At 60.0% G+C, this 22,600-nt stretch carries 21 protein-coding genes; 4 read left to right on the forward strand and 17 right to left on the reverse strand.

Features of this window, described 5'->3' with window-relative positions; genetic code table 11:
* Positions 1–3 precede the first annotated feature (3 nt).
* The 3 genes from BKA12_RS05565 to dapA form a co-directional block, all read right to left on the reverse strand.
* On the reverse strand, positions 4–2,946 hold the full coding sequence (locus BKA12_RS05565; protein ID WP_246361610.1) for an FtsK/SpoIIIE family DNA translocase: 2,943 nt from the start codon (positions 2,944–2,946) through the stop codon (positions 4–6).
* Between the two features lie 263 nt (positions 2,947–3,209).
* Positions 3,210–4,916, reverse strand: coding sequence for a ribonuclease J (locus tag BKA12_RS05570; protein WP_183641347.1), 1,707 nt, complete (start codon positions 4,914–4,916; stop codon positions 3,210–3,212).
* 17 nt (positions 4,917–4,933) lie between these two features.
* Positions 4,934–5,851: a 4-hydroxy-tetrahydrodipicolinate synthase gene (dapA, locus tag BKA12_RS05575; protein WP_183641349.1), complete on the reverse strand. Its 918-nt coding sequence runs from the start codon at positions 5,849–5,851 to the stop codon at positions 4,934–4,936.
* A 94-nt stretch (positions 5,852–5,945) separates the two neighbouring features.
* Between dapA and BKA12_RS05580 the strand changes: the two genes are divergently transcribed.
* A complete protein-coding gene (locus tag BKA12_RS05580) occupies positions 5,946–7,214 on the forward strand; it encodes a heparan-alpha-glucosaminide N-acetyltransferase domain-containing protein (RefSeq protein ID WP_183641351.1) in 1,269 nt (422 codons plus the stop codon).
* Positions 7,215–7,307: 93 nt separating this feature from the next.
* Here the strand turns inward: BKA12_RS05580 and BKA12_RS05585 are convergent, their stop codons facing one another.
* From BKA12_RS05585 to BKA12_RS05625, 9 genes are all read right to left on the reverse strand, one after another.
* On the reverse strand, positions 7,308–7,730 hold the full coding sequence (locus BKA12_RS05585; RefSeq protein WP_221228227.1) for a hypothetical protein: 423 nt from the start codon (positions 7,728–7,730) through the stop codon (positions 7,308–7,310).
* A 42-nt stretch (positions 7,731–7,772) separates the two neighbouring features.
* Positions 7,773–8,531, reverse strand: coding sequence for a 4-hydroxy-tetrahydrodipicolinate reductase (dapB, locus tag BKA12_RS05590; RefSeq protein WP_183641355.1), 759 nt, complete (start codon positions 8,529–8,531; stop codon positions 7,773–7,775).
* Positions 8,532–8,616: 85 nt separating this feature from the next.
* Positions 8,617–9,075, reverse strand: coding sequence for a molybdenum cofactor biosynthesis protein MoaE (locus BKA12_RS05595; RefSeq protein ID WP_183641357.1), 459 nt, complete (start codon positions 9,073–9,075; stop codon positions 8,617–8,619).
* Positions 9,065–9,565: a MogA/MoaB family molybdenum cofactor biosynthesis protein gene (locus BKA12_RS05600; protein ID WP_183641358.1), complete on the reverse strand. Its 501-nt coding sequence runs from the start codon at positions 9,563–9,565 to the stop codon at positions 9,065–9,067. The genes BKA12_RS05595 and BKA12_RS05600 overlap by 11 nt, the downstream gene beginning before the upstream one ends.
* Positions 9,562–9,999 carry a cyclic pyranopterin monophosphate synthase MoaC gene (moaC, locus tag BKA12_RS05605; protein WP_183644627.1) on the reverse strand — a complete coding sequence of 146 codons (438 nt, stop codon included), beginning with the start codon at positions 9,997–9,999 and terminating at the stop codon, positions 9,562–9,564. The genes BKA12_RS05600 and moaC overlap by 4 nt, the downstream gene beginning before the upstream one ends.
* Before the next feature lie 58 nt (positions 10,000–10,057).
* On the reverse strand, positions 10,058–11,398 hold the full coding sequence (locus tag BKA12_RS05610; RefSeq protein ID WP_183641360.1) for a molybdopterin molybdotransferase MoeA: 1,341 nt from the start codon (positions 11,396–11,398) through the stop codon (positions 10,058–10,060).
* 9 nt (positions 11,399–11,407) lie between these two features.
* Positions 11,408–12,244 carry an ABC transporter permease gene (locus BKA12_RS05615; protein WP_183641362.1) on the reverse strand — a complete coding sequence of 279 codons (837 nt, stop codon included), beginning with the start codon at positions 12,242–12,244 and terminating at the stop codon, positions 11,408–11,410.
* 141 nt (positions 12,245–12,385) lie between these two features.
* The gene (gene modA, locus BKA12_RS05620; protein ID WP_183641364.1) at positions 12,386–13,291 is read right to left on the reverse strand and encodes a molybdate ABC transporter substrate-binding protein; all 906 of its coding nucleotides are present in this window, start codon (positions 13,289–13,291) and stop codon (positions 12,386–12,388) included.
* Entirely contained in the window at positions 13,285–13,695 is a 411-nt protein-coding gene (locus BKA12_RS05625) for a TOBE domain-containing protein (protein ID WP_183641366.1), read from the reverse strand. Before BKA12_RS05625 ends, modA begins: the two co-directional genes overlap by 7 nt.
* A gap of 82 nt (positions 13,696–13,777) precedes the next feature.
* Between BKA12_RS05625 and moaA the strand changes: the two genes are divergently transcribed.
* The gene (moaA, locus tag BKA12_RS05630; protein ID WP_183641368.1) at positions 13,778–14,884 is read left to right on the forward strand and encodes a GTP 3',8-cyclase MoaA; all 1,107 of its coding nucleotides are present in this window, start codon (positions 13,778–13,780) and stop codon (positions 14,882–14,884) included.
* A 101-nt stretch (positions 14,885–14,985) separates the two neighbouring features.
* Positions 14,986–15,336 carry a MoaD/ThiS family protein gene (locus BKA12_RS05635; RefSeq protein ID WP_183641370.1) on the forward strand — a complete coding sequence of 117 codons (351 nt, stop codon included), beginning with the start codon at positions 14,986–14,988 and terminating at the stop codon, positions 15,334–15,336.
* A gap of 8 nt (positions 15,337–15,344) precedes the next feature.
* Here the strand turns inward: BKA12_RS05635 and BKA12_RS05640 are convergent, their stop codons facing one another.
* From BKA12_RS05640 to BKA12_RS05660, 5 genes are all read right to left on the reverse strand, one after another.
* Positions 15,345–16,754 (reverse strand): M16 family metallopeptidase, encoded by a 1,410-nt coding sequence (locus tag BKA12_RS05640; protein WP_183641372.1) that lies wholly within the window; start codon positions 16,752–16,754, stop codon positions 15,345–15,347.
* A 16-nt stretch (positions 16,755–16,770) separates the two neighbouring features.
* Positions 16,771–19,041, reverse strand: a complete 2,271-nt coding sequence (locus BKA12_RS05645; protein WP_183641375.1) for a polyribonucleotide nucleotidyltransferase — start codon at positions 19,039–19,041, stop codon at positions 16,771–16,773.
* Between the two features lie 310 nt (positions 19,042–19,351).
* Positions 19,352–19,621: a 30S ribosomal protein S15 gene (rpsO, locus tag BKA12_RS05650; protein ID WP_183641377.1), complete on the reverse strand. Its 270-nt coding sequence runs from the start codon at positions 19,619–19,621 to the stop codon at positions 19,352–19,354.
* Positions 19,622–19,699: 78 nt separating this feature from the next.
* Positions 19,700–20,572, reverse strand: a complete 873-nt coding sequence (locus BKA12_RS05655; RefSeq protein WP_183641379.1) for a methyltransferase domain-containing protein — start codon at positions 20,570–20,572, stop codon at positions 19,700–19,702.
* The gene (locus BKA12_RS05660; protein WP_338087440.1) at positions 20,573–21,523 is read right to left on the reverse strand and encodes a bifunctional riboflavin kinase/FAD synthetase; all 951 of its coding nucleotides are present in this window, start codon (positions 21,521–21,523) and stop codon (positions 20,573–20,575) included.
* A gap of 186 nt (positions 21,524–21,709) precedes the next feature.
* Here BKA12_RS05660 and BKA12_RS05665 point away from each other — a divergent pair, with 186 nt between their 5' ends.
* On the forward strand, positions 21,710–22,519 hold the full coding sequence (locus tag BKA12_RS05665; RefSeq protein WP_183641382.1) for a DUF937 domain-containing protein: 810 nt from the start codon (positions 21,710–21,712) through the stop codon (positions 22,517–22,519).
* The last annotated feature ends 81 nt before the right edge of the window (positions 22,520–22,600 follow it).

Here is a 22,600-nt window from a genome sequence, read left to right on the forward strand (position 1 = left end):
AGCCTATCGGCCCGTCAGATTCCACGCGTCTTCGCTGTCACCGTCGTCGTCCCCGTCGTAGTACTCCTCGACAACGGGAAGCGAATCGAGATCTGCAGCGACGGCGTCGTACGGGATAGCCGTAGTCTCGGCGCTGTCGAAGTCATCGCCCGAATCGCGCGGCGCAATGTTGTGGTTGACGTTGGCGTTATCCACCAAAGCGCTTTCGCGCGCGTCAGCGGGACCGGACACCGACGTGGGGTCCCCGCCCTTCATCGCGGCGAGCACGGCAGGAAGATCATCCGGCTTGACTAGCACATCGCGCGCCTTGGAGCCTTCGGACGGCCCCACGACGCCACGAGATTCCAGCAAGTCCATCAAGCGGCCCGCCTTGGCAAAGCCCACGCGCAGCTTGCGCTGCAGCATGGACGTGGAGCCGAACTGCGAGGTCACGATGAGCTCGGTGGCCTGCAGCAAGAGCTCGAGATCGTCTCCGATGTCGTCGTCGATCTCCTTCTTCGGCGCTTGAACCTCAATGTCTTCACGGTATTCAGGCTGGAGCTGCGTTTTCACGTGCTCCACCACGGCGTGCACTTCAGATTCTGTGACCCAGGCGCCCTGAACACGCATCGGCTTGGACATGCCCATCGGCAAGAACAGTGCGTCACCTTGGCCCAGCAGCTTTTCGGCACCAGGCTGATCCAGCACCACGCGGGAGTCAGTCACAGAGGACGTCGCAAACGCCATACGGGATGGAACGTTGGCCTTGATCAGACCAGTCACCACGTCCACGGACGGACGCTGCGTTGCAAGCACCAAGTGAATACCGGCGGCACGGGCGAGCTGGGTGATTCGAACAATCGAATCTTCCACGTCTCGCGGAGCCACCATCATGAGGTCGGCGAGCTCGTCCACGATCACCAAAAGGTACGGGTACGGCTTCATGACGCGCTGGCTGCCAGCTGGCGGACGCACCTTGCCAGCACGCACGGCCTTGTTGAAGTCGTCGATGTGCTTGAAGCCAAAGTTCGCGAGGTCGTCGTAACGCGTGTCCATTTCGCGGACTACCCACTGCAACGCCTCGGCGGCCTTCTTGGGGTTCGTGATGATCGGCGTGATGAGGTGCGGGACGCCTTCGTAGGCGGTCAGTTCCACACGCTTCGGGTCAACCATGACCATGCGCACTTCGTCAGGCGTCGAACGCATGAGGATCGAGGTGATCATGGAGTTCACGAAGCTCGACTTACCGGCACCGGTTGCACCGGCCACGAGCAAGTGCGGCATCTTCGCGAGGTTTGCCACCACGAAGCCACCCTCAACGTCCTTGCCCACACCCATCACCATTGGGTGATCAGTCTTGCGGGCAGCGTTGGAGCGAAGCACGTCGCCGAGCGCCACAATTTCCTTGTCGACGTTCGGAATTTCAATACCGATTGCACTCTTACCAGGGATCGGGCTCAAGATACGCACGTCGCTCGAAGCCACCGCGTACGCGATGTTCTTGCTCAGCGCGGTAACCTTTTCAACCTTCGTGCCCGGCTCGAGCTCAATCTCGTAGCGCGTGACCGTTGGGCCGCGGCTAAAGCCGGAAACCGTAGCATCCACCTTGAACTGGCGAAGGGTCTCCTGCAGGGCTTCAACCACAGCGTCGTTGGCTTCCGTACGTTCCTTATGGACCGGACCGGTAGGCAACAGTTCAGCGCCTGGCAACGTGTAGGTGACGTCGCCGGAAAGCTGCAATTGCTCGCTGCGCTGCGGGATAGGAGGACCGAACGACGGCGACGCAGCGATCGCTTCGCTGCTCTCTTGCGCAGCGCTTGGCTGAGCATTTCCGGCACCGGAGCCGAGCCCTACCTGACGCTTGATGTCTTCCATCGCTTGCTCGTCGCGCGTGGGGCGGCGAACTCCCGGCGGAATGGCAGGGGCTGCAGGAGCCTCGTCTTCGCTCTCACCAGCGGAATGTTCGAAGTCATTCGCGCCGTCGTAAGCTTCGTCGTCGTAATCCTTCGTGTTTCTCGGCGTACGGCCCAACACCGTCGTGGGAGCCTCTGAACGGCGCGCGTTGAGGGCCTGGGTGGGAGCGTCGTCGTCGCGATCGTCGATCACGGCACGGTCATATGCCGGCGTAACCTCACCGTCGACGGCGGAAATCGATGCGTCGTCGTCGTCAGAATCCTTGCCGAACCACTTGAACTTCTTGCGTGGCTTCTGCGGCTTCTTGCCATCCTTGGCGTCGTCGCCGTAGAGGTAAGACTGATCGTGCGGCTCCGTGCCGTCAGCGTTGAGCGCTTCGTCGCCGTTCAAGTCGCTGCGCGCACGGCGGCTCTCGATGTCCTCAGGGCTCTGGCCCATGATGCGCTCGTAGCCCGCGCGCAAGCGGCGCGGAATGTGGCGGAAAGGCGTGGCTGTGACAATGAGAAGGGCCAAGAACGCCAACACAATGTTGAGGACCAGAACGCCCCATTTAGTGATCAGCGCACCAAGCGGAACGGTGGCGAGATAGCCCACCACGCCGCCACCTTCAAGCAAATTCAAGAAGGAATCGGAGATGGACAACATGCCGCCGTTGACGTGGGCGATGCCAGCGCCGGCGATGGTGCCCAGCGTGAGGCCGATGCCAATGCGGTTGTTGGCGGCGTGATTCTCCGGGTAACGGAAGAGTCGGGCAGCACCAATGAAGAGGAAGAACGGGACGACGACGGCCATCCAGCCGAGCGTGCCAGCGGCAACGTTGTGAACGCCCTGGCCGAACCAGCCAACGCCACGCAATCCCCACCACTCGACGAGAGCGATGAGGACAGCAATGACCACGAGGAACAGAGCGGTGCCGTCACGGCGGACGTCAAGATCAGGACGGACGTCTCGGCCGATCTGCCGGAACGCACCGCCCACCACTCGAGCTATGCCCAGCCAGAGGGATCGGATCCATCGCAAAACCAATGGAAGATCATGCTGGTCAGCGGGCATTTCAGTCACCTTCGCGGATCGGGATGACGTGCTGCGCCCCGCGGACCCGCCTGAGCCCGACGCATTTTTCGCGCCGGAACGTGACGTGGAGCCGCGCGAAGAGCCAGCGTTCCCCTGTCGAGAAGCTGGTGTTTTTCGCTCAGCGGTTCTGGTGGAACCGTTAGAAGTAAGCGTCGCCATACGCGCCACGCTACCCCTGATGGCAAGTATTTCCGCGAATTTACACGCCCTTCGAGCGAACTCTCAGGGCATGCAAGCGGCGACTAGACCTCGAGAACAACCGGCACGATCATTGGGCGACGGCGCAATTTGCGAGCCACCCAGGTGCCGATCGTGCGGCGAACCACTTGCTGCAATTGGTGCGCGGTGTGGTCCGGATTGTTGGTCACAGCCTCTTCGAGAGCCTGTGCAATCTTCGGCTTGATCTCATCAAAGACGGAATCGTCTTCAGCCACGCCACGTGCGTGGATGTCTGGGCCGGAGACGATCGTGCCGGTCTGACGGTTGACCACGGAGATGACCGAGATGAAGCCCTCTTCGCCAAGCGTGCGGCGGTCCTTGAGGTCATCATCCGTGATGGAACCAACGTTGGAGCCATCCACGTAGATGAAGCCGCAATCCACTTGACCCACCAGGCGGGCGTTGCCGTCCTTGAGGTCAATGACAGAGCCGTCTTCACACAAGAGCACGCGTTTGGGATCGATACCTGATTCCACGGCAAGCTTGCCGTTGGCGGCCAAGTGACGGGTTTCGCCGTGCACTGGCATGACGTTCTTTGGCTTGAGGATGTTGTAGCAGTACAACAGTTCGCCTGCCGATGCGTGACCGGAGACGTGCACCTTCGCGTTGCCCTTGTGAACAACGTCTGCGCCCAAACGAATCAGACCGTTGATCACGCGGAAGACCGCGTTTTCGTTGCCTGGAATCAACGAGCTGGCCAAGATGACGGTGTCGCCTTCATTGACCTGGATCTTGTGATCGCCGTTGGCCATGCGGGAAAGCGCGGCCATCGGTTCGCCCTGAGAACCCGTGGACATGAGGACTACTTGCTCGTCCGGCAAGCGATCCACGTGCTTGAGGTCAACCAAGATATTCGCTGGGACGTGCAGGTAGCCGAGCTTCTCGGCGATCTGCATATTACGGACCATCGAGCGGCCCACGAATGCAACCTTGCGGCCATGCATGTGAGCGGCGTCGAGCACTTGCTGCACGCGGTGTACGTGAGAGCTAAAGGAAGCCACGATGATGCGGCGCTTCGCGCGGCCAAAGATGCCCTGAAGTACTGGGCCAATTTCCTTTTCGGCCGTAGTGAAGCCGGGGACATCGGCGTTCGTGGAGTCCGGCATGAACAAGTCCACGCCTTCTTCGCCGAAACGAGCGAAAGCGCGCAAGTCAGTGATGCGGCCGTCAAGAGGGAGCTGGTCCATCTTGAAGTCGCCCGTGTGCAGAACGGAACCAGCCTCGGTGCGGATGAGCACGGCAAGAGCGTCGGGGATCGAGTGGTTCACCGCGGCGAACTCGCACTCGAACGGGCCGAACTGCTCCACATCGCCTTCACGCACAGTAAGAGTGAACGGACGAATCTTGTGCTCTTGAAGCTTAGCTTCCACGAGTGCAAGGGTCAGCTGGGAGCCCACGAGTGGGATGTCTGCCTTGAGACGAAGCAAATATGGAACCGCACCGATGTGGTCCTCGTGGCCGTGCGTCAGAACGACGGCGACGATGTCTTCGAGACGGTCGTGAATGTAGGAAATGTCCGGCAGGATCAAGTCCACGCCGGGCTGATATTCCTCGGGGAACAGCACGCCGCAGTCAACGATGAGCAGTTTTCCGTTGAGCTCGAAGACGGCCATGTTGCGGCCGATCTCTCCGAGACCGCCGAGCGCAACGATGCGCATGGTGCCATTTTCTAGCTTTGGTGGCGCGTTAAGGCGACCGGTGTCGGCGAAACCCGCAGCGGTTTGTGTCATTCGAGAGAATTACCTTTCTAGATCTCCCATCCGGCCTCACGTAGGTCAGCCAGAACGGGTTGTAGTTCCGCGTCCGAAGGTTGCACAAGCGGCAACCGAACCACGGCGTTCGGCAACACGTGCTGCCGATGAAGAATAGTTTTGGCAGCGACAGCACCCTGAATGTGGGTCATGATGGCGCGCTGCACGGGGTCAAGCTGGAAGTGCAGCTTGCGAGCGGTTGCAAGGTCGCCAGAGTGCATGGCGTCAACCAGCTGGCGGTACTGCTGCGTAGCGACGTGGGCCGTCACACTGACGAGGCCTACGGCGCCGGCTGCCATGAGAGGCAATGTGAGTCCGTCGTCTCCCGAGTAGTAGTCGAGATCCGTCTGGGCCATCACGCGGGTGGTGGCGAGGTAGTCCGCCTTCGCGTCCTTGACGGCCTTGATGTTCGGATGCTCGGCCAAGCGAATAAGGGTTTCCGAGCTGATCGCGATGCCGGAACGTCCCGGAATGTCATAGACCATGACGGGGAGATCCGTGGCGGATGCGATGGTTTCGAAGTGCGCCTGAACGCCAGCCTGGCTGGGCTTGTTGTAGTACGGCGTCACGATCAACAGGCCGTGAACACCCAAGTCAGCAGCTCTCTTAGACAAGCTCACGGAGTGGGCCGTGTCATTGGTGCCAGTTCCCGCAATCACCTTCGCGCGGTCACCAACAGCCTCAAGGACGGCCTTGAACATGCCGAGGTTTTCTTCGTCGGTCAGGGTAGAGGTTTCACCCGTGGTGCCCGTGACGACCAGCGAATCACACCCGTCATCGACAAGCTTCGACGCCAACTTCTGAGCCTCGTTGTAGTCAACCGCACCGTCAGTGGTGAACGGAGTGACCATCGCAACCGAGAGGGTGCCAAAAGTGTAGTCGTACTTGATCGAAGAAGTTTGAGAATCGGCCATGACTCCAACGTTACACGGGACCGCCTCCAATCTCCCGCACCAGAGCCGCCCTTGTGGGACGTATTACGGCGGCATTCTTCACTACAGTAGTGATGTGGCTACCTCGAGACTGACCGGCGTTGATGTTGCTCGAGGTCTCGCACTGATCGGCATGTTTGCCACGCACGTGATGCCACTCGTGGATATGAGCGGCTCGGAAAAGACACCCACCTGGGTGGCGTACCTATTCGCGGGCAAGTCCGCGGCACTCTTTGCAACGCTCGCCGGAGTGGGCCTCGCGCTGCTTACAGCTAGAGCTTGGAGAGCCCGAAACAGCGCCAGCAAAGGCAAAGCTGGCAGATCCTCATCACGCAATTCTGCAAGTACATCGCCCACCAGCCTTAGTGCAGCGCGAAAATCAATTGCCGTTCGGGCGCTCAGCATCATGGTTCTCGGGTTCCTCGCCGGCGAGTTCTCCAGCGGAATCGCCGTCATTTTGGTGCACTACGGCGTGCTGTTCCTCATGGCGTTGCTCTTGATTCAATGCAGTATCAAGCAATTGCTGTGGCTGGGTTCGGGGTGGCTATTACTCTCCCCCATCGCACTGTTTTTTGCCCGGGCGTGGGCCTATGACAATGTTGCCCCGTACCGCACTTCCGGTCCGGTCCTCATGGATCTCCTCCGTCCGGAAACGCTGCTGGCAGATCTCTTCGCCACTGGTTACTACCCGCTGATCGTCTGGCCGACGTATCTCATAGCCGGGCTCGCGGTGGGGCGGTTGCTCCACGAAAACCCTGGTTCATGGAGGCTGCCTTGGCAGCTTGTCCGTGTGGGATTCGCGATGACATTTGTTGCATACCTGGCCTCATGGACCATCGTGAACCGAAACTGGGCTCACGTCGCGGAGGCTGCCGAGGTGAGGAGCCAAGACCTTCAATCAGCCCTTGTCTCAGGTCAAGGACTCAACTCGCTCGAATTTACTCCGTGGTGGTTCATCTCCTCCGCGCCGCACGCTGGTACGCAACTGGAGCTGCTGCTCACCCTCGGCACCTCGTTGTTGGTCTTGGGCCTCTGCCTCATCCTTTGCCGATCTCTGGAGACAGGTCTCAAACAAGTCGGCGACGCACTCCTATGGCCATTAGCCGGAGCTGGCACTACAACGCTCACTTTGTACGTGGGCCACATCGTTGCCCTTGACGTCTTTTCCACGGGTTTCGCGTCCCTGGAACCGATTCATCGCTGGATCTTGCTGGTAGTGATCGCCCTTCTCTTCGGCGTCTTCGTGAAGGCAAAACAAGTGCGAGGGCCGCTGGAGTGGATGATCCACTCACTCGCGACCCTCGCATCTGGTCAAGACACCGGCTCAAAAACTCGCCGGGGATAGTTCCATACGTCGTCAGTTAGTTCCGTACGCATAAGGTTAGTTCCAGACATAGTCGGTGCCTACTGGGCCTGGCCGGCTGAGTCTACGCGAACGCTAAGCCTTCCGAGCCACATCCGGGCTAGAGAGAAAATACCCAATGGCGTCCTTCATCACGGAGCGTGCCCGCTTACGATCGCCAGCGGCGTCGTACGCCAAAGCCAAGCGGTGCAAACTGCGCCACGAATCCGGGTTCGCCTCCGCCTCCGCGCGGTACTGCTCGAAGTCCGCATCAGCCGCGGCCTTTTCGATGCGACCGGACGGAGAGCGCGGCAGATCATCCTCTGGCAAGAGGCCTTCGGATTCCAGAATGCGCGCCATGCGTTGGGTGCGCGTGCCGAACAGGATCTCGCGAATCAGGATGTACGTGCCAACGATCGGCAAGATCAGCGCTGCGTAGCCAATAATCTTTGCGGTTGGCTCTTCAGCTTGAATGAAGCTGAGCGAGGAGCTGAACGAGGCCCATAAGTACAAGACCATCAGCGCAACGATGGCACCGACCCACACTTTTGTCTTCACGCTTTAGAGCCCCAAATCCAAGTAGCCGTCGAGTCCGTAGGTCAGACCCGGGCGGGATGCGACAGTGCGCAGGCCCAAGAGGACGCCCGGCATGAAGGATGCGCGGTCGTACGAGTCGTGGCGGATGGTGAGCTGTTCGCCCTCGCCGCCGAGAAGAACTTCCTGATGAGCCACGAGCCCGCGCAAGCGCACTGCGTGCACGCGAATGCCGTCAACATCGGCGCCACGAGCGCCGTCAAGCGAGGTTTCGGTGGCATCCGGGCTGAGGCCAACGCCGGCGGCAGTGCGCGACTTCGCGATCAGTTCCGCTGTGCGGACGGCCGTGCCGGATGGAGCGTCCACCTTATTGGGGTGGTGCAGCTCGATGAGCTCCACAGATTCAAAATACTGGCTGGCTTTGGCAGCGAAAGCGGTGGCGAGCACGGAACCCAAGGCAAAGTTTGGAGCGATCAGAACGCCCGTCTCAGGGTACTGCGCGAGGAGCTCCTCCAAGGATGCACGCTTGGCGTCATCCCAGCCCGTGGTACCCACGACGGCGTGCAAATTGTGCTCTACTGCGAAGCGGACATTGGCCTCGGAAACAGCAGGAACCGTCAGGTCAACAATGTGCGTGGCGCCAGCTTCCAGAACGGATTCAATCGAATCCTTGCTCCCGAGGGCTGCCACGAGTTCCATGTCTTCGGCGTTGTTGACGGCCGTAACGGCTTCACTGCCCATTCGGCCGTGCGCGCCAAGAACGGCAACTTTAAGAGGAGGGGTCATAGGTTCCACTTTATCTTTCGAGGTTTCAATCAATGGTCAATCGCGTGCACGGTTGGTCACACAAGGACGTCCGCCACGTAAATACTTAGGCTGAGCCAACCCACTCCGAGGTGCCGTCTGCGAAGAACTGTTCTTTCCAGATGGGAATGCCGTGCTTGATGGTTTCCACGAGGTCCCGGCACGCCTCGAACGCTTCTCCGCGGTGAGCCGCCGCGGCCGCTGCCACCAACGCAGCGTCGCCGATCTGCAATTCACCAATCCGATGAGCCGCCCACAGTCGCGTTCCCGGATGCCGCGCCGATACCGCGTTGATGAGCTCGGCTAGGTGCGCATCCACGTCAGGGTGCGCGGTGTAAGACAGCCGCAGTACGTTCCGCCCGCCGTCGTGATTACGCACAATTCCGCCGAAGGTAACCACAGCGCCAGCGGTTTCTGATTCCACCGCGTCCCACGCTTCATCCTGCGTGATGGGGGTGTCCCGAACTCCGCAGAAAATAACCTCGCCGGCGGAAGCGGGGATGGAAGACGAAGAATCAGTGACCATGCCCGCCCTCGATCTGCTCGCAGATGTGCCCGATCAGCGGATCCAGGACTGCGAGCGCATCCATGACGCCGCGCGGGGAACCGGGAAGATTGACCACAAACGTGCTTCCAGCAACGCCAGCAATCCCACGGGACAGCGCCGCGTACGGCGTCTTCGAGAGCCCCGCAGCGCGGATCGCTTCAGCAATTCCAGGGACTTCCTTATCCAAGAGCGGCCTGGTCATTTCCGGCGTCTTGTCATCGGGAGCTAGGCCCGTGCCGCCGCTCGTAATGATGACGCGCGGCTCAACGTGCAGGAGCGCTCGCAGCGCCTGCCCCACGGGTGTCCCGTCCGGAACGATCACCGGTTCAGACACGATGAATCCGTGTTCAGCCAGCCAGTCGCTCACCACAGGTGCCGTCTGGTCCTCGTATTGCCCGGTTGCAGCGCGCGTCGAGGCGATGAGGATCGCTGCGGTGCGCGGCGCGGGCGCTGGCTCGCACGCGGTCATGCGCCCGCCTCCCAGTCGCCGCTCTTGCCGCCGGATTTCGCGAGCACACGGATGCCGTCGATGATGGCGGCCTTGTCAACAGCCTTAATCATGTCGAAGACGGTAAGCGCGGCGACACTCACAGCGGTCAGCGCTTCCATTTCCACGCCGGTCACGCCGCGCGTCTTCACGAGCGCTTCAATGCGAATGGTGCCGTCGGCGGCGTTCGGCTCAAAGTCCACCGTCACCTTGGAAATCGGTAGAGGATGGCACAGCGGCACCAGCTCGGGCGTCTTCTTAGCCGCCATAATCCCGGCGATGCGGGCCACGCTAAGTGCGTCACCTTTCGGCAGATTTCCTTCAGCAAGGAGTACGACGACGTCGCCCCGCGTCCGCACGATCGCTTCAGCGCGTGCCACGCGAGTGGTCTCCGACTTTTCGGAAACATCAACCATGTGCGCGGAGCCGTCCGCCCTCACATGAGTCAGTGATTGTTGTTCTTCCACTACCCTCTTACCCTTCTTCAAGCATCAAAACTTTGACGATCTCGCCGTCGGAAACCTGGTCAATACTTTCGGGAATGCTCACGAGCGCGTTGGCTTGAGCCAGCGCAAACACCAAATGCGATTGCTCCGATCCAATCAAGCGCACGTGCTTCTCCCCCGTCGCCGAGTCGCTGGAGACGATCCCGCGCCGCCACTGAGACTTCTCTCGAGGCGAGGTGATGAATTTCTGCGCACCGTCGAGCCGCAAGACGGCGTCTCGTAGCTCTCGCGGGCGCACAGCGTGGGACTCGGTAAAGAGCGAGACGAGAATGGGGCGCACAAACATTTCAAAACTGATAGCGGTGCTCACGGGGTTTCCCGGAAAACTCAAGAGCGCTACCGGAGTAGAAGCTGTCGAATCTGCTCCTTGCAGGACTCCACAACCTTGCGGGCCGCCAGGCTGCATCGCCACTGATCCAAAGTCGATCCCGCGCTCTTCCAGCGCCACCTTAACGACCTCGAACGCACCCTTGCTGATGCCACCGGTGGTGATGACTGCGAGCGCGTCCGGGTATTGGGCAAGTGCTGCGTCGAGGTGCGCCTCGAATTCGGCGACCGTGTCTGACGAGATGCTCACACGCACGGGATCTATGCCGATTTCGCGAAGCGCGGCAACCAAGAAGGCGGAGTTCGAATCATAAATCTGTCCAGGAGCTAGCGCCTCCCCCGGCGTTTTCACTTCATCGCCGGTCACGAGGACCAGCACTTGTGGCATGCGCTCCACGGTGACTTCGGGAATTCCGAGCGCCGCCAGCAGTCCAATGTGCCGCGATGTCAGCCGGGTGCCGGCCTCGATGACAAGAGTTCCTTCGGCGACGTCCGAGCCAGCCTTGCGCACAAACTGTCCGGCTGGCGGCCGTGGCAAAGTCACTGTAGATCCAGCGAGGTAGTCGTCCGTGGAAAAGTCGGGGAATGACTGCGGGTCGGTACCGGTCGCAGCGATGACGGCTTCAATGGGTACGACGGCGTCTGCTCCCGCAGGCACCATGGCACCAGTCATGATGGGGGCCGCGAAACCAGATTCAAGAGGTGCCGGAGCAGTTCCGGCAGGAATCACCGGAGCGAACTGCAGGGTCTGAGACTCACCGGTGAAGTCAGCACAACGCACGGCATAACCGTCCATTTGCGAGTTATCGAAACCGGGAAGCGAGGTAGGCGCAACGATAGGCTGTGACGTGCGCCGAGCGGCGGCGTCGTACACCGAAACGACTTCAGTGACGTGTCCCGAGCGTTGCGCGAGAACGCTAGCGAAAATTCGGCGGATCTCCTCACGATGCTGCGCGACGGAGCGGCGAAAATTCTGGGCCATTCGTCCATATTAGCCGCGCGAGCTAGCCGGGGCGCCGGAGCGTGAAGTCATCACGAAGCGCAGCGCCCAGCCGGACACGATCACGACCACCAGATACATAGCGATCAGCATGAGGGCGATGCCGAGTGCTTGTTCGGGATTGTTGGAGTTCAGTGCGAGTTCAATCTGCAGTGGAAGCGTGCGCGTGCGGCCTTCGACGGATCCCGCGAACGTGATGGTGGCGCCGTATTCGCCGAGTGCCCGTGCGAAGGCGAGCAACGTGCCGCCGAGGATTCCGGCGCCAGCGAGCGGCAGAGTGATGTGGGTGAGGATTTGGCGCGCGTTGGCGCCTGCGTTGGCGCCGGCGAGTTCGAGGTCGCTGTCCACGCTTTCGAGCGAGCCGAGGGTAGCGATGACGAAGAACGGGAGTGCCACGAAGACCTGAACCAGCACTACGGCAACGGGCGAGAAGCCCACCTGGATGCCGAGGTGGTTGAGCAGCTCGCCGAACATGCCGCGGCGGCCCCAGAAATACAAGAGCGCTAAGCCTGAGACCACCGGGGAGAGCACTAACGGGATGACGAGAAAGCCATAGATCAGGCTCTTCGCGAGGCCGCTCAGTCTGTGCAGAAGAACCGCGAGGGGCAAACCGAGCACTACGCAGAGAAGCGTGGAGACGGCTGCTGTGCTCAGCGAGAGACCCAGTGAGGTTTGCACTTTGGGATCGCTCAGGACGGTACCGAGCTGGCTCCACGGGGCGACGGCGGTGAGCGCCACGAGCGGACCCGCAAGCAGGATGAGCGCTAGGCCAGCAGGTATCCAGAGCCAATGAGGCGTGGCGATGCGGAAGAGGAGCTTCTCAGACATGGGGCTCCATGGTCCGCTCCATGGCTCGCGCTGTGGCGGTCGATGTAGTGCGCGTCGTCGTGCACGTCCCAATCGTTGGCAATCGCACCTCTGCTGCTGTATTCGACGGTGCCATGGGCGTCTCTATCTTGGGCGTCTTCATCATGGCGTCTCGAATCCGGCGTCTTGGAAGATTGCCCGGGTGTCCTTGCCAGTGAGCCATGTAGCGAAGGCTCGCCCGGCTTCGGACGCGTCTTTTCTCACGAGGAGCGAATACGTATTGGTGGGTGCGTCTTGTAGTTGCAGTGTCTTGACGTTCTCCCCTGCACTCTTGGCATCGGTGGCGTAGACGAATCCGGCGTCAACTTCCCCGCTGCTGACTTTCGAGAGCACCGAGCGGACGTCCGATTCTTCGGAAACATTGGTGAGGTTGAGTTTTTGCGCGTCCACGAAGGTTTGGGTGGCGCGGCCGCATGGAACATCTGAAGCGCATCGCGCGACGCGAGGTTCCTGCCCACTCGAAAGGTGGGCCATGAAGTCTTCAATGCTGTTGAGGGAAGAATCATGAGGGACCACCAGCACCAGCGTGTTTTTGGCAATGATGCCCTTGTTCTCGAACGCGGCTTGGTCCTCAATAGCTGCGATCGATGCTTCATCCGCGGTGATGAGGACATCCGGCATAGTGCCGCCATTGACTTGCTGAACGAGGCTTTGCGAGCCGGCCACGTTGGAAATGAACTTCACGCGCGAAGTCGTGGTTGCTGTTCCCGGACTCGATGACGCTCCTGGACTAGTTGCCGTTCCAGGGCTGGTCGAAGTTCCCGAGATATAAGACTCGAAGGCTGCCTCAAGCTTTTCCAGAACGTCGGTGAGTGAAGCCGCCGCGAAGACGCTGACATCGCCAGACACTGTTTGCGTGCTCGAACGAGTTTGGCCCGTTGAAGAGTGCTCACTCGATGGTGCGCTCGCAAAAGCACAACTCGTCAAGACGCAAAGCCCTACCGCCCCCAGCGCCGCTGACTGCAAAACCTTGCGGCCCATCGCTGCGGAAGAACGCGAGATCACCACGCCTTCTCCTGCTCCGCCGACTCAATGACCACATTGGTGCTTTTGACGACGGCTGTGGCAATGGAGCCGGGCTCCAGACCCAGCTCATGCGCTGCCTCGGCGCTCATGAGAGAGACCACTCGGTATGGTCCACACTGAAGCTCCACTTGCGCCATGATCTGATCCGCGCGCACCTTCGTCACGATGCCCGTGAAGTGATTCCGGGCGCTGGATTGCACACCGGTTTGGGTTTTCGGCAGGCGCGCACGTTCGCGCAAGAGCGCCGCGACCTCGGCACCGGGAATCACTGTCCGGCCAGACCCATCCTTATCGGCGGTCAACGTCCCACCATCGATCAGACGACGAACCGTGTCATCGCTGACACCTAAGAAAATAGCGGCTTCAGAAATCCGCAATTGCGACATGATTACAGGCTATGTTTCCGCAGATGCTGAAGCAAGTGCTAAATCCTCTCCTTTTAGACCCGAATTCGCGTAACCTCGAGGAATGACTGTTCATTTGGGTCTCCCCGCGATTCCAGGCGCGAGCTCAAGCGACGCCTCCGTTGGATCTGTGGTGCCCCGAGCCGAACATCAGGAGAAGGCACTGCTTGATCGCTATGGTCGCCGCGCAACGGACCTCCGCATTTCCCTCATCGACAAATGCAACCTCCGCTGCACCTACTGCATGCCGGCAGACGGACTCCCCTGGCTCGCGAAAGAACAGCTCCTCACGCTCGAGGAAGTCACGCGAATTGTCCGCGTGGGCGTCCGTGATCTCGGCATCCGCGAATTGCGCCTCACTGGCGGCGAACCAATGGTCCGTAAGGACTTAGTGGACATCATCGCGGCGATCCGCAGCGAACACCCCGACCTCCCCATCTCCATGACCACCAACGGCGTGGGCCTGGATACGAAGGCTCAAGCTCTCAAAGACGCTGGCCTCACGCGCATCAACGTCTCGCTGGACACTCTCCACGCAGAAGTATTTGCCGAACTCACACGCCGCGACCACTTCCCCCGTGTCCTCGCTGGCATCGATGCCGCGCTCGCAGTTGGGCTGACGCCGGTCAAGATCAACGCCGTCCTCATGCGAGGCGTCAACGATCACGAAGCCGGCCCGTTGCTCCGCTGGGCGCTCGAGCGCGGGCTTGAACTGCGATTCATCGAACACATGCCGCTCGACGCAGACAAGAAGTGGGTGCGCGACGGCCTCGTCACCGCAGCCGAAATCCGCGAACAACTGAGCGAAGAATTCCATCTAAAAGTCTCCCCCGAGCATCGCAATGGCGCTCCCGCTGAACGCTTCATTGTCACGGACGCATCCGGCCAAAAACTCGGCACCGTGGGCATCATCGCGTCCGTCACCGAGCCCTTCTGCGCCGATTGCACGCGCACGCGCATCACGGCCGAAGGCAAAATCATGAGCTGCTTGTTCTCATCGGACGAGATCGAACTCCGCGACGTCCTACGCAGCGGCGCCGACGATGCCGCACTCGCGCAGCGCTGGAAAGACGCAATGTGGATCAAGCCGCGCGCGCATGGCGCCGACGAGGGCATCGCCCGCGATGAATTTGTCCGGCCAGATCGCTCCATGAGCGCCATCGGCGGCTAGACGCAGCTATTGCCTCAAACTTCGAATTTTCCAGCTGACCGTTTTTCCAAACGCAGACTGACTTTCCACACATTGACCCGCGATTTACCCAAGGATTGAGATTGCGCATTCGCTACTTCGCCGCGGCCGCCGCGGCCGCTGGCACCAAAGAGGAACAGTTCGATTTGTCGTCACTGCAGTCTGAAAATACTGCTGATTACGACGACGCTGGCTCACCATCATCGGCAACGCTTGGTGCCGTCTTGGCATACTTGAGCGCCCACCGTGCCCCGGAAACGGTCAAGGAGACCGTAGGTGGCGATGGGCATCCGGTGCTCCAGCGCATTCCGTCACTTGCCCGGGTTCTTAGTCAGAGCACGTTCCTGATCAACGGCAAAAACGAGCGAGATCAGAACCGCATCCTCGTAGACAGCGACGTACTGGACATCCTGCCGCCGTTTGCGGGCGGGTAAAGGCCGAGTTAGGCAGGAACGATTTCGCTGCCGGTCTTGAACGGACCCACCACGGTAATGGTGCGCGGTCGAGCAGCGAGCTCTTGAGCCAATGCCTGAATGTCTTCACGCGTCACCGCACGCAAACGCTCGAGGGACTCGTCGATGTCGCGGAATTCGCCAAGAATCAGTTCGGCAGTGCCCAATCGGGACATGCGAGATCCTGGATCTTCAAGCGCTAGCACCAAGCCACCGGACAGCTGTCCAACGGCCTTCGCGAGCTCTTCTTCCGTGACGCCTTCTTGGGCGAGAAGATCGAATTCACGTCCCAAAATCGAGATCGCCTCTTCAACCTTTGCTGGGCCACAACCGGCGTACATGCCGAAGTATCCGGCATCCGAATAGCCCGCTGAGAAAGAGTACGTCGCATACGCTAGGCCGCGCTTTTCGCGGATTTCCTGGAAGAGTCGCGAGGACATGCCGCCACCGAGGATCGCGTTGAGCACGTTCATAGTGAAACGGCGTTCGTCAGTTGCCACAATGCCCGGGCAGCCCATGATGATGTGGGCTTGCTCTACGGGTCGGTGGTAAACGTCGAGCATGTGCTGTCCGTGAATCTCGGCCGGCTCCTGCGGACGACGTGGCGCAGGATCTGCGCCTTCGTCGAGTTCCCAACCACCGCGTTCGAGCGCTTGCTGCACCAGTGTGCAGACATCGTCGTGATCAAGAGAACCTGCAGCGGTAATGACCAGCTCTGACGGCACGTAGTTGCGCGCGTAGTGCTTGAGGACGTCCTCGCGGGACACGGCGGTGATGATTTCAGGGGTTCCGCCGATCGGGCGGCCCAAGGGGTGGTCACCGAGGACGGCGGCCACGAATCGCTCGTGCGCATAGTCGCCAGGATCGTCAGCGTCCATCGCCAATTCTTCGAGGATGACGTCGCGCTCTTGCTCGAGGTCAGCCGGATTGATCTTGGCGGAAGTAATCATGTCGGCGATGACATCGATCGCCATGGGGAGATCGGAATCAAGCACACGCGCGTAGTAGCACGTGGATTCCTTGGCAGTCGCGGCGTTTGATTCACCACCGACTTCGTCAAAGGCCTGCGCAATTTCCAGAGCGGAACGGCGCTCAGTGCCTTTAAACAGAAGATGTTCAAGGAAGTGCGTGGAACCAAACTGGCCCGGCACTTCGTCTCGCGAACCAACTCCAATCCACAAACCAATGGTTGCGGAGCGCTGACCGGGCATCGCTTCGGTGAGAACTCGGACGCCGCCGTTAAGCACGGAGCGTCGAACTACCGAGCCGCCTGGCTCGCCATAAATCAGAGTGGGATCGCCCGCTTCGATCGGGGCGGAAGCACTTGAATCAAGTACGTTCCGCCCCGCCGTAGCATCGGCAATTCCGGTGCCCCTGAGGGGCAAAGGAACAATAGCCATTGAGTGTTACGAGACCTTACTCAGCTGCTGCCGGGGTGGTCTCAGCGGACTCTTCGTTGCCGGAAGCTGCTTCGGTGGAAGCATCTTGGTCAACAACTGGAGTCAAGGAGAGCTTTCCGCGGTCATCGATCTTGTTGATTTCAACCTGGATCTTCTGGCCAACGGAGACAACGTCTTCAACGTCATCCACGCGCTTGCCACCGGCGAGCTTACGAAGCTCGGAGATGTGCAACAGACCGTCCTTGCCCGGGGTCAAGGAAACAAACGCACCGAAGGTGGTCAGCTTGACGACAGTACCAAGGTAACGTTCTCCAACTTCTGGGACCTGTGGGTTCGCGATCGCATTGATCATCGAACGAGCGGCCTCAGCAGAAGAGCCTTCGGTTGCACCGATCAAGACGGTTCCGTCATCTTCAATCGAGATGTCAGCGCCGGTCTCTTCCTGGATCTGGTTGATCATCTTGCCCTTCGGGCCAATGACCTCGCCGATCTTGTCCACTGGGATCTTGACCGAGATGATGCGTGGAGCGAATTCGCTCATTTCATCTGGGGTGTCGATCGCAGCGTTGATGACAGAGAGGATGTGCAAGCGAGCTTCGCGAGCCTGCTTCAAAGCAGCAGCCAAAACGGATGCTGGGATGCCGTCAAGCTTCGTGTCCAGCTGGATAGCCGTGACGAACTCGGAGGTACCGGCAACCTTGAAGTCCATGTCACCCATAGCGTCTTCGGCGCCAAGGATGTCGGTCAATGCTGCGTACTTGGTCTCGCCATCAACCGTGTCAGAGACAAGGCCCATTGCGATGCCAGCAACCGGTGCGCGCAGTGGCACACCAGCGTTGAGCATGGACAAGGTGGAAGCACATACGGAGCCCATCGAGGTGGAGCCGTTGGAGCCCAATGCCTCGGATACCTGACGGATGGCGTATGGGAATTCTTCACGCGAAGGCAACACTGGAACCAAGGCGCGCTCAGCAAGTGCACCGTGGCCGATTTCGCGGCGCTTTGGCGAACCAACGCGGCCGGTCTCACCGGTGGAGTATGGCGGGAAGTTGTAGTTGTGCATGTAACGCTTCGTCTTTTCAGGCGAAAGCGAGTCGATCTGCTGCTCCATCTTGAGCATGTTGAGCGTGGTAACGCCCAAGATCTGGGTCTCGCCACGTTCGAAGATGGCGGAACCGTGCACGCGAGGAAGAACCTCAACCTCGGCAGTCAGCTGGCGGATGTCAGCCAAGCCACGTCCGTCGATGCGGACCTGGTCGCGAAGGATGCGCTGGCGCACAACCTTCTTGGTGACGGAGCCGTAAGCCTTAGCGATTTCCTGAGCACGCTCAGAGAAAGGCTTGCCTTCCCCAGCGAGTTCTTCAGCAACTTCGCGGTAGTAAGCGTCAGAAGCGATTTCGCGCTCCTGCTTGTCAGCGATCGAGAAGATCTCGGTCAAGCGAGCTGCAGCCAAAGACTCAACAGCGTCGAATGCGTCCTGTTCGTAGTCCTTGAAGACTGGGAACTCAACGGCTGGCTTTGCAGCGCGGGAAGCCAAGTCAGACTGAGCCTCGCACAACACGCGGATGAACGGCTTAGCCGCTTCAAGACCCTCAGCAACAACCTCTTCGGTTGGAGCCTGAGCGCCGCGCTCCTTGATGAGTGTCCAAGAGTTATCCGTAGCTTCGGCTTCAACCATCATGATCGCCACGTCGTCGCCAGCGATACGGCCAGCAACAACCATGTCGAACACAGCGTTTTCAAGCTGCGAGTGCTTCGGGAAAGCAACCCACTGAGCACCGTTTCCGTCATCGATCAAAGCAACGCGAACGCCACCGATAGGACCGGAGAACGGAAGGCCGGAAAGCTGAGTGGACATCGAGGAAGCGTTGATCGCTACGACGTCGTACAACTCGTCAGGGTTGATCGCCATCACGGTGACAACAATCTGAACTTCGTTGCGAAGACCCTTGACGAAGGCGGGACGCAATGGGCGGTCCATCAAACGGCAGGCAAGGATTGCTTCGGTCGATGGGCGGCCTTCGCGACGGAAGAACGAACCTGGGATGCGGCCAGCTGCGTACATACGCTCTTCGACGTCCACGGTGAGTGGGAAGAAGTCGAAGCCCTCGCGAGGGGACTTGCCGGCGGTGGTTGCGGATAGAAGTGCGGTGTCATCATCGATGGTCACCATGGCAGCACCTGCTGCCTGCTTGGCCAAACGGCCGGTTTCAAAACGAATAACTCGCTGTCCAAAGCGACCGTTGTCAATAACGGCCTCAGAGAACTGAAGTTCAGGGTTTTCCAAGTGAAAATCCTCCATGTTGGGTGGAGACACCTAAGCGTTGCGGTTCCCGAGTGGAACAATCGGCAACTGGTCTTCGATCGAGGCCCGCCGGTCCACTTCGCAGATGCGAAATGTCCAGAAAGCCACTACCGAGGACCGCGTTTGCCTGCCGCTAGGTCTCTCACGGTGTTTATTTTTGTGAGCTCTAAGGAGCCGAAACTAGCGAACTAGCTTCGATTCAAGCCTAAAGCCCTTTTAAGACTAAAGGCGGTATTCGAAACGGTGAATTTCCCGGATCAAATACCGCCTCGGGTCTTAAGCGATTGCCAACTTATCGGCGCAAGCCAAGACGCTCGATGAGCGCACGGTAGCGTTCGATGTCGGTGTCCTTGAGGTAACCGAGCATACGACGGCGACGGCCCACAAGGCCCATCAAGCCGCGACGAGTGTGGTGATCATGCTTGTGCATCTTCAAGTGCTCCGTCAGATCGGAGATACGGCGCGAAAGAACAGCAATCTGTACTTCCGGTGAACCCGTGTCGCCCTCGTGGGTAGCGTATTCCTTGATGATGGCAGTCTTTACTGCGGCATCCAATGCCATGAAACTCTCCTAGAGTTTGTACCGCGAACATGAAAAAAGCGCCGCCACCGCGGACTGCAGCGGACACCAACGTTCAGTCTAACATTTTCGAGCGGCCCATGCGTGCGTATGGTACGGAAGCCCTACCTCGCCGCCTGGCGCAAACGCCAAATTCTCGTACAAGTACCAGCGCAGGTTCGCTTCCACCTTGGCGCGGATCGCTTCCGAAGAACGCAAATAGTAACTCCGCGTTTTCGCGAGCTCGATAATACTTTCCGGCGTCATCGCTTGCTCCCAGCGCTCCTCGTAAGAGGTCAGCTCACCGAACTGCTCCCCCACTTCTGGGCGAAAGTCCGGGCGGTGCACATCACCGGCATGCATGATCCGAGACAACCTGTGCACCCAGGGAATGGTGACGTCGAGCTGATTCCAGATCAGTCCCAGCGCGCCGTTCGGCGTCAGCACGCGGGCAGCTTCGGCGCTCGCTTGCACCGGATCAACCCAATGCCAGGCCTGGGCGTAGGTCACGAGGTCAAATCTCTCTGCGGCAAAAGGCAATTCCTCGCCGCGCGCTACCACGCGCTCCCCCACTACGTTCTCGCCGGCTCCGGCAGGAGCCTCCGGAATTTCCGACAGCATCTCGGCGGAAGGATCCACAGCGGTCACCCGGAAACCGGCCTCAGCCAATTGCGCCGAGAAAATTCCGGTCCCCGCGCCAACATCCAGCGCCGCCCGCGAAGTGGCGGGAAGCGTTTCGGGAGTGGACAGCGGGAGGCGAGCTGCGTCGTCGTCCTCCAAAAAATTTTTCAGAAAGAGTACGACGCCGCCAGGGTAGTCCGGACGTATCCTTGCGTAAGCGCCCGCCCCGGCACCGAAAGAGGTGCCAAATTCGGCGCGGTGAGTCGCGCGAATATCCGGCGCCGTACGCGGAAGTGGCGGGATGTTTGCGGCGGGACGAGAAGTGGGTTCCACTTACTGACCGGGAGCCAGCACGTCGCGCGTGCGCTCCACGTCCTCCGTCATTTGCTCAATGAGCGCCTCGATGCCGCGGTAAGCGACCATGGGGCGCAAACGCTGCACGAATTCCACCACCACGCGCTGGCCGTAGAGGTTGAAGTCCTCGACCTTCGCGTCAGTGCGGTCAATGACGTGAGCTTCCACTTGGCGCGGCACGTCTTCGAAGGTGGGGTTTGAGCCCACGGAAATCGCTGCGGGCCAGCGGCGACCCTTGTCATCGACCAGCCAGCCGGCGTATACGCCGTCTGCAGGGATGAAGCCTTCGGCTTCCGGGCTCAGGTTCGCCGTAGGGAAACCGAGTTCGCGACCGCGCGCGGCGCCGTGAATGACTTCGCCGACCATGCGGTGCGGGCGGCCCAAAATCTCTGCAGCAGCTTCAACTTCGCCATCGGCCAAGGCCTCACGGACCCAAGTGGACGAGCAGCGGCGATCCTCGCCGAAGTCGTCGATGCCAATGACATCGAAGCCCAGCTTCTTGCCGAGTTCTTGCATGCGGCGGAAATCGCCTTCGTTGTCGCGCCCGAAGCGTACGTCATGCCCCACCACTACGGCGCACGCGTTGAGCGGCTCCGAGATATAACGGGTCACAAATTCTTCAGCTGTCTGCGAAGCGAATTCCAGCGAGTAGTGCAGGACCAACAGGGCGTCGACACCCACGCTCTCAATGAAGATCTTCTTGTCTTCCAGACCCATGATCTGGCTGGGCGCAGCGTCCGGGCGGTGCACCACGGCAGGGTGCGGGTCAAAGGTGATAACTACCGAGGTGGCGTTACGTTTCTTTGCTTCTGCCACTACTCGGCTCAGCACTTCACGGTGGCCGCGGTGCACGCCATCAAAATTGCCGATCGTCACTACGGACGGTCCTGAGCCGGCCGGAATGCCACCCAGATCTTCCCAGTAGTCCACGATTCTCCTTTGCACGCGAAAATAAGCCCTTCCCATTATGTCCGAAGTTTGGCGTTCGCTCGATCTGCCGATCTCCGCTAGTGTTCAGTTCTAGCGGGGTGTGATATGCGATACACAAATCACGTTCCACACGAGTTGAAAGTTTGAAGCAAGAAGCAGTAACTCGACAACAGAAAGATCATGATTATGTCTGAACTCAATGACATCTTGAGTCTTGTCCCTACGGACCAGGTTGCCCAAGCACTTGGCGTCGACGAGCAAAGCGCCGAAGCAGCCATTCGTGCCGCCGTCCCTTCGCTTCTCGCGGGACTGCAGTCCAACGTTGGTTCGTCCGAAGGCGCCGACTCCTTGGCAAGCGCCCTTTCTGATCACTCCGGTGATCTTGCCAGCGGCTCCGTGAACATCGGCGACATCGATACGCAGGACGGCCAGAAGATCGTGAACCACGTGCTGGGCGATCGCGAAGAATTGCTGGCCAACCAGCTCTCCGGCGCCAACACGGCCGCTGGTCTGGACTTGGGTTCCCTCGTCCGCAAGGCATTGCCGATCATCGCTCCTATTGTCTTGAGCTACCTCGCCAAGAAGTGGTCTGAGCGCGGCGGCGCCACCTCTTCCCCAGTGGACGCGGGCCAAGGTGCCGGCGGCGGCTTGGGCGATTTGCTCGGTGGTCTCTTGGGCGGCGTCTTGGGCGGCACTGCTGCTGGCCAGAGCACCACTCAGAGCGGTCAGGCGTCCAGCAACCCGCTCGATGACCTTTTGGGCGGCCTTCTTGGCGGTGGACAGTCCACGCAGTCGGCTCCGTCCCAGACCAACGTGACCGCTGAAGAGACGGATCAAAACGGCGGCTTCTTTGGCGATCAGCCAAACGTCAGCAGCAATGATCCGCTCGCGGGTGCTCGTGGCCAGAGCGGCGCAGGCCAGCCTGCCAACACTCAGTCCAGCGCGGGCAGCATCGACCTCGGCTCCATCTTGGGTGGCTTGTTCGGCGGTCGCTAAGCCCTGAGGTAACTACCTCAATCGCGGGTTATAGGCACGAATGTGTGTACAGATTAGGCTTGCTTGCCTTGTGGGAGTAGG

This window comes from Neomicrococcus lactis (assembly GCF_014200305.1).
Lineage (GTDB): Bacteria > Actinomycetota > Actinomycetes > Actinomycetales > Micrococcaceae > Neomicrococcus > Neomicrococcus lactis.